Below are 6330 nucleotides of genomic sequence, written 5' to 3' on the forward strand. Positions count from 1 at the left end.
CTGACCGAGATCAGCCAGGAGGCCGACATGCGCAACTGTTTTGTCGAGATGGGCGCCTGGGAAGAAGACACCGAAAAGCGTTGGTAGGGCTTACGTTGGTTTTTGGTTCCATTGCTCCCCAAACCCCAAAATCACCTGGACGATCTGCGTGAGCTCTGGGAGTCGAGCCCGGCACTGGCCGACCGGCGCGATTTGGCGATATTGGTCCTGGCCTATGAAACACTGCTTCGAGCCAGCGAGGTATTGAACATCAAAATGCGGCATCTCCAGGTCAATACTGACGGAACCGCCACCCTTATGATCCCGATCACCAAGACCAATAAATCGGGCGAGCCGGACTACGCTATTCTGTCGCGCCAGTCGTTCCGTCTGATCCGCGAGTATCTTGCGATGGCCGGTCGAACACTGGATGTTGGGTCTTCTGACCCCCTGTTCATCGGGATCAACCAGGCGGGAAAGTCGGTGAAGACCGCAAAACCACTAGGGTATATGACGCTCAATCGTCTTTACGCCCGCGCCTGGCAGGTGCTCAATATGGAGGAGCTTGGGATCCCGTGCTTCACCGCTCACTCAACACGAGTCGGGGCGGCGCAGGACTTGGCCACTGAGGATGGCAACACCTTGAAGGTCCAAATTGCTGGCCGATGGGCCAGCAACCTGATGGTCTACAGGTACACGAGCAACATACTGGCCACCGAAGGGGCCATGGCGATCAGGCGGCGTGACCGGCGGTGAGGGGGCACCCCTCACCTATAATTCATTATTCTCCTCGCCCTCTTCTATCGGGCGCCGATACAGGTCAAAGTCCAGCTCAATGGGCATCGGGATCCTGGCGCCAAGCACATCAAGACGATGTGGCCGATCCCCTTGTTTGTTCGCCTCTACGATGTTGTCTCTGCTGTTTTGGTCGAGAACGATCAGCCCGAAACGGCCACGGTAGCCCGAAGACTCACCTTTTGCCCGCAACCGGGCTCGATAATGCTCTCCGGTGAAGGTGCGTTTCTGCACTCTGTTGCATCCGGCATATTCATAAAGCGAGCCGGTACCGATGGTCAGCTCCAGGTAGTCAGCGGTAGAGCCAAACACACTGAGCCGCTGGGTGACGCTGATGTGTGCGGGTAGACCCACTGCCTCCAGTTCGACCACATGCCGCTCAAATACCTCTCGCAGTGCGGCCATGTTATTCGCATCATCTGGGGCTCTCATGGCCATCAACAACAGTCGGTTGCCGGTGACGGTTTCCGACTTGTACGCATAATGTCGGCTTATGTTGATCTGCTCGATTTCCCTGTGAAATACCGGAAAATTGACCGGGTATCGCCGAAATTTGATACCTATCGCGTCCCTGTAGCAGGTCTCCAGATTGTGCACCATGCCCAGATATTCAGCTTCGTCGACTGTGAGACGGCCTATCCAGTGAATGAATTTTGGCAGGCGGTGATGTCTGCCGAGTGCATTTTCTACGACGGTATAGATGGGTTCATGCCCAGGAACGACAAAAAGAGGTTCGCAGTGCTGAACTAGATAGGCGTAAAGCGCCTGGTGCTGTTCATAGTACCGGCGCCACTGAGGTGTCATATTGGCCATGATGATATTCCTCTAATAGGATCACTACCTATTATAGCAATACCTCGATGTCTGACTACGACATTATGAGCTCTGGCCGGTTCTTCCCCTGGCCTTCACCCAAGCGGTGAGACTTGCCTTGCTCCCCCCGGCACGCGGGATCAGGCCTGAAAGCCGCTTTTGGACCGCTTCAAGTAACCCGTCAATCCGTGCCATACCCTTGCGAACGGCTGCACGAGAGCGTGGTTGACGCTTGATTTCTCGCTTTACCTGGGCTGCTGTCAGGCTATCAACCACCCCAAGCAGCTCTATCACATCAAACGCATCACAGGCATCCCAGATGTCACGATACTTCCCGAGCCATACCCAGCGAGTGCCTACTCTATACACCCCCTTTGCCTCATCATAGATGAGGTATAGGCGGTCACCTCCATCCAGATATGATGACCGGATAACCTCTTGATGCATGTCGTCTTGCCCCTTTACATCCCAATCCTGCTCAATCTCTCTCGCCATGAAACGCTCTAGCTCCAGTCGATATGTTTAGGGTTGTGCGAGGCACCCTGGGTGTTACGGTGAACGTGATAAAGGCGCTTTGTCGTACCCGCACGGATTGGAAGCATGAGTTTGTTGCCGTGTGTGGGTGTGGTTGGTCGGGCAGAACGGGGAATCCTCACATACTGCCCAGCGTGCGACCGCGCACCACAGCCTCCCACGGCTCGCAACCGTGGGGCATCAGCCAACAGAGCGTAACGGGGAACCAACCACGGCCAGCTCTTTAAACACGGCGCGGCTGTCCGGCCCACAGGCGGGGACTAAAGGCGATGCAGCAGGACGGGGTGTGTCTCTGAAGCGCGTGAGGGGGAGCCGCCGCAAGCGGCCTCAATAGTTCAGAGCAAGGCGAGTCCTATCTTGTGTAACTACGTCATTTTTAACGTAGCCAAACAGGAGGGCTCTCCTATCTTGAAGCGCAGCGAAAGATAGGAGAGCCCGGCAGATCGGGGAGCATTGCGACCGCCTTTTTCGCGGGCCCTTGGGCCCTGGTCTTTTCCTGGCTTTAAATCGATAGAGAGGATCTTGGCGAGGGGGGTAACTGCGCCCGTCCGTCCAGCAGGGGCTCGTCCCCTGTGGGCGGCAGCAGTTATCCCCGGAGCGGGGGTTGGTGTTTTGTCATGAGGTGTCGGGGCTCAACGACTGCTCAGATCGATCTCGATACGCCGAAAGCCAATGCCATTGGCGGTGTTGGCGGCGGCATCGATGCTCTTGAACACCCGCCAGCCCCCGCGTTGTCGTTCCAGGACAATGGTCTCGCTCTGTTTGCCGAACTTCACCAGATGCAGATGGTAGCCAGCCCCCATCGGGGTGGGGGCGATCAGGGCCTTGGCAAACCCACCTTGGTCAAACGTCCACTTCGCTTGCAGTTCTTCCATATCAAATAACCAATTCGATCAATCAAATGTGCTTTTTGATAATGCCCGCGCCGTTTCCGAAAGGCAACCGTCAGCGCAGGTAGGTGGTGGTTATCTCGGGCCGGAAATGCCCCAGCTCCTGGGACACGGTTTCATTGGCCACTTTCTGCGAGTGCTCCAGGGTTTGCAGCTCCGTCACCCGCTCCTGGGCGTAGGCATGGCGCAGGCCGTGGGCGCCGGTGCTCCAGCCCAGGGCGGCCTTGGCGGCGCGGGACACCGCCATGCTCCAGGGCTGGCCACCGCCGATGGCGTAGTGCTGCTGGTAGTACACGTGCCGATCGGTCACCGGGCGCGGGGTGGCGAGCCGTTGCGCCTCTAGGCGGGCGGCCAGATGGCTGGGCAACTGGACTTCGCGGATCAGCCCCCCTTTGCCGGTCACCACGTAGCGGCTCCCGTCCTCGCGGCCCTCGAATTTGGTGGGCAGGGCCGGGCGCGGATCCGGCGTCCGCTCGCTGCGGGGCTGGAGGGTCAAAAGTTCGTGGGCGCGCAGGCCTGCGGTATAGGCGATCTCGGTGGCCAGCGCATTGTGCGGGGCCAGCCGTTCGCAGATTAGCGCGACCTGCTGCGGGTTATAGGCGCGGCTCCCCAGTACCTGCGGCTGATCCGCCTTGATCACCGGCAGGGTCTCGCCCGCGCCGAGCTTGTTGGTGACATGCCGGAACATGGCTTGGATCGCCTGGCGTTCCATGTCGAGGCATTTTTGGCCCACAGCCTGTCCGCGTTGCTCCAGGTAGGCGATCGCCTGCTCGCGGGTCAGGCCGCGCAGGCCGTCCGACAGTTTTTCCCGCTGGGTCCACTCGGTCACCCGGGTCAGGCCCCTCTCATAATTTTCCACCGTGCGTACGCTTTTCAGGATGGTGCCCTGCAGTTCGCGCATCACGGAGGCCGCCTGTTTGGCGGGGGAGCGGAACACGGCCATCAGTCGAACCTCGCTCGCAGGGGATGGCTGGTTGCCTGGGCTAGCCACCGGGCCACGGTCGAATGGGCGACAGCTAGGCGGTGCTCGGTGTGCAGCCAGTGGCGCAGGTCGGCGATGGTTGAGCCGGTGCGGTGGAGTCGCAGCAGTTCGCCGCGATAGGGCTCCAGAGCGGAGCGGATATAGCTCGGACGCCGGGTAGCGCGCGGATCGGTGTGCGTGGGCATGGTCATCTCCTGGATTGTAAGAACGCCAGCAACATCGATGGATGAATGCCGTGACAGGGTTTCCCCGCCTCGCCCCGTTTAGGTCGGACTGATCACACCTCTATCGTGCCTCGATAGTGAGGACAAAACCTCGCGTTGTGGAATGGTGGCTGGAGCCAAAATGCACATTCTACGAACGAGTTTTATTACCGGGTTAGCGTCGTGGTACGCGACGTCCATAAGGTAAGGAATGCCTACTAGGTGTAGGTGATTTGACCAGAAGGTCAGGCAGGCCACGTCATCCCGAAGGAGGAATGCCAGAAGGTCATGTAGTCCATAAGGTAAGGAATGCCTACTAGGTGTAGGTGATTTGACCCGAAGGTCAGGAAGGTCGCGTCATCCCGAAGGAGGAATGCCAGAAGGCCATGGTCGTCCAGAACGTCAGGAATGCCGTCTAGGTGTTGGTCCACTCGGTGGTCAGGAATGCCCGAAGGTCGTTTGCGGGATGCACACACCGCCGCGCCAATTTTTAAGAGTTGCGCAAAACTCCAAACCAACCCCGCCAACTCTTCGCCATTGGGGTGTCGCGGGGAGCTTTTGGCTCTCCGCCGCGCAGGATTAACGAGTTGCGCTCCGCTCGCGTGAACCCTCAGCAACTTCACCCCGTGAGGCTCCGTCCCTCGGCGGTCGACGACCCTGGTCCAGATTTTTGGTCTGGGGGGCAGTCGGCGATCCACGATTGGTTGAGGTTCCAATCTACCCCCATTCTGGGCGCGTTGCAATGTGCGGCGGTGGCGGGCCGTTATGCGCTGCCAGGCTCGCCCCCGCTAGGTAACGCAGGTGGTTTTCCTGCGTTACCTAGCGGGGGCGAGCGCGAAACCCGACGCAAAACCGGTGATTCGGGGCGAATAGCACATCAAATGCTGAATATGAATAATCAAAATCAAAATATGATGGCAGCAAAAAGCAAATTATTCACACAAATATCCGTCATTCCGCAGCCAATTTCAGAATTAAAATAATGTGATCCAGTGATCGTTTACAAATGTTAGTGCGACAGACCTCTTGACCGCGATCCCCAGTTTTGATCTATTACTGTTATTTAACGGTCACTTTATTATGTCTGCTGCTCAACCTGTCATTAAACGCCTAGATCACTTAGGGCTGATCGCTGCTTTCTGCCATGAAATCGGTTTACCTGGTATTATTGATCGCGTCATTCCCAAGTACTCGGATCATAACGTTTCACATGGCGATGCGGTCTTGGCGATGATTCTCAATGGTCTTGGCTTTCACAGCAGAACGCTGCATATGTTTTCTGACTTTTTCGAGACGAAGCCTGTTGCCAAGTTGCTTGCTAAAGATATTGAAGCTCACCATTTAACGGACGATGTACTCGGACGCACGTTAGATGCTTTATATGAAGCAGATGTCTCCGCACTTTATCAAGCGATTGCAGAGCATGTCGTTGATAAGCTAGGACTTAAAACAGACTCTGTACACCTTGATATCACTAGCTTCCATGTCGATGGTGAATACGCCCAGGACGAAGATCTTAATGCCATCAAGCTGGTAAAAGGCTACAGCCGAGACCACCGTCCAGAGCTAAATCAAGTGGTCCTTGAGTTGATTTGCGAAAATCAAGCTGGCCTGCCTGTTTACATGCAAGCGCTTAGTGGTAACACCAATGATGCTAAGGCATTCTCAGAAGTCACTAAACGGCATATTCATTGCCTGAAGGCAGCTCAAAACAGTCGCTACTTCATTGCCGATGCCGCTTTATACACCGAAGAGAGCATTCGTTCACTGGATGAGCAACAACAGAAGTTTATTACGCGTGTTCCAATGACCATTAAATCAGCCAAAGAGGCCTTAATGAACCTTGAGCCAGAGCAGCTGAGCCATATCGGTAATGGCTACTCGGGTTGTTGGGTTGACGCTGATTATGGCTCGGTATCTCAGAAGTGGCTGTTGATTCATAGTGAACAAGCAACCAAGCGAGAACAGGTAACGTTTTATAAGAACTTAGACAAAAATATCACCAAATGGCTAATAACATCATGTCGATCAGCCAATAACATCATGCCGATCACCGTTTTTCTGCCCGCGTTTATAGCGTCTTTCTTTTACTCCGCCTGATCGGCTTCGGTCAAGTTGGCACCCTGTTTTCGCA

The 6330-nt window shown here is 56.0% G+C and carries 6 protein-coding genes and 1 pseudogene; 2 read left to right on the top strand and 5 right to left on the bottom strand.

The window, feature by feature from the left end; all coding sequences use genetic code 11:
- Positions 1-111 precede the first annotated feature (111 nt).
- The gene (locus C3418_RS22380) at positions 112-735 is read left to right on the top strand and encodes a tyrosine-type recombinase/integrase (RefSeq protein ID WP_181023140.1); all 624 of its coding nucleotides are present in this window, start codon (positions 112-114) and stop codon (positions 733-735) included.
- Positions 736-750: 15 nt separating this feature from the next.
- Here the strand turns inward: C3418_RS22380 and C3418_RS22385 are convergent, their stop codons facing one another.
- The 5 genes from C3418_RS22385 to C3418_RS24460 all read right to left on the bottom strand — a co-directional run bounded on the left by C3418_RS22385 (position 751) and on the right by C3418_RS24460 (position 4178).
- Entirely contained in the window at positions 751-1587 is an 837-nt protein-coding gene (locus C3418_RS22385; protein WP_103859309.1) for a hypothetical protein, read from the bottom strand.
- Between the two features lie 63 nt (positions 1588-1650).
- Entirely contained in the window at positions 1651-2082 is a 432-nt protein-coding gene (locus C3418_RS22390) for a hypothetical protein (protein ID WP_103859310.1), read from the bottom strand.
- Between the two features lie 671 nt (positions 2083-2753).
- The gene (locus C3418_RS22395) at positions 2754-2996 is read right to left on the bottom strand and encodes a plasmid replication protein RepB (RefSeq protein ID WP_103859311.1); all 243 of its coding nucleotides are present in this window, start codon (positions 2994-2996) and stop codon (positions 2754-2756) included.
- Between the two features lie 70 nt (positions 2997-3066).
- Positions 3067-4002, bottom strand: a complete 936-nt coding sequence (locus C3418_RS22400; RefSeq protein ID WP_258040163.1) for a site-specific integrase — start codon at positions 4000-4002, stop codon at positions 3067-3069.
- The gene (locus C3418_RS24460; RefSeq protein WP_103859313.1) at positions 3954-4178 is read right to left on the bottom strand and encodes a hypothetical protein; all 225 of its coding nucleotides are present in this window, start codon (positions 4176-4178) and stop codon (positions 3954-3956) included. The genes C3418_RS22400 and C3418_RS24460 overlap by 49 nt, the downstream gene beginning before the upstream one ends.
- Before the next feature lie 1098 nt (positions 4179-5276).
- Between C3418_RS24460 and C3418_RS22415 the strand changes: the two are divergent.
- A pseudogene (locus C3418_RS22415) lies at positions 5277-6203 on the top strand (IS1634 family transposase); the annotation flags it as partial.
- Positions 6204-6330: the final 127 nt, after the last annotated feature.

Source organism: Aeromonas sp. ASNIH8 (assembly GCF_002919855.1).
Lineage (GTDB): Bacteria > Pseudomonadota > Gammaproteobacteria > Enterobacterales > Aeromonadaceae > Aeromonas > Aeromonas caviae.

Coding starts and splice junctions, on each gene's coding strand:
- C3418_RS22385 (WP_103859309.1), bottom strand. CDS start 1,587: ATGGCCAATATGACACCTCAGTGGCGCCGGTACTATGAACAGCACCAG.
- C3418_RS22390 (WP_103859310.1), bottom strand. CDS start 2,082: ATGGCGAGAGAGATTGAGCAGGATTGGGATGTAAAGGGGCAAGACGAC.
- C3418_RS24460 (WP_103859313.1), bottom strand. CDS start 4,178: ATGCCCACGCACACCGATCCGCGCGCTACCCGGCGTCCGAGCTATATC.
- C3418_RS22395 (WP_103859311.1), bottom strand. CDS start 2,996: ATGGAAGAACTGCAAGCGAAGTGGACGTTTGACCAAGGTGGGTTTGCC.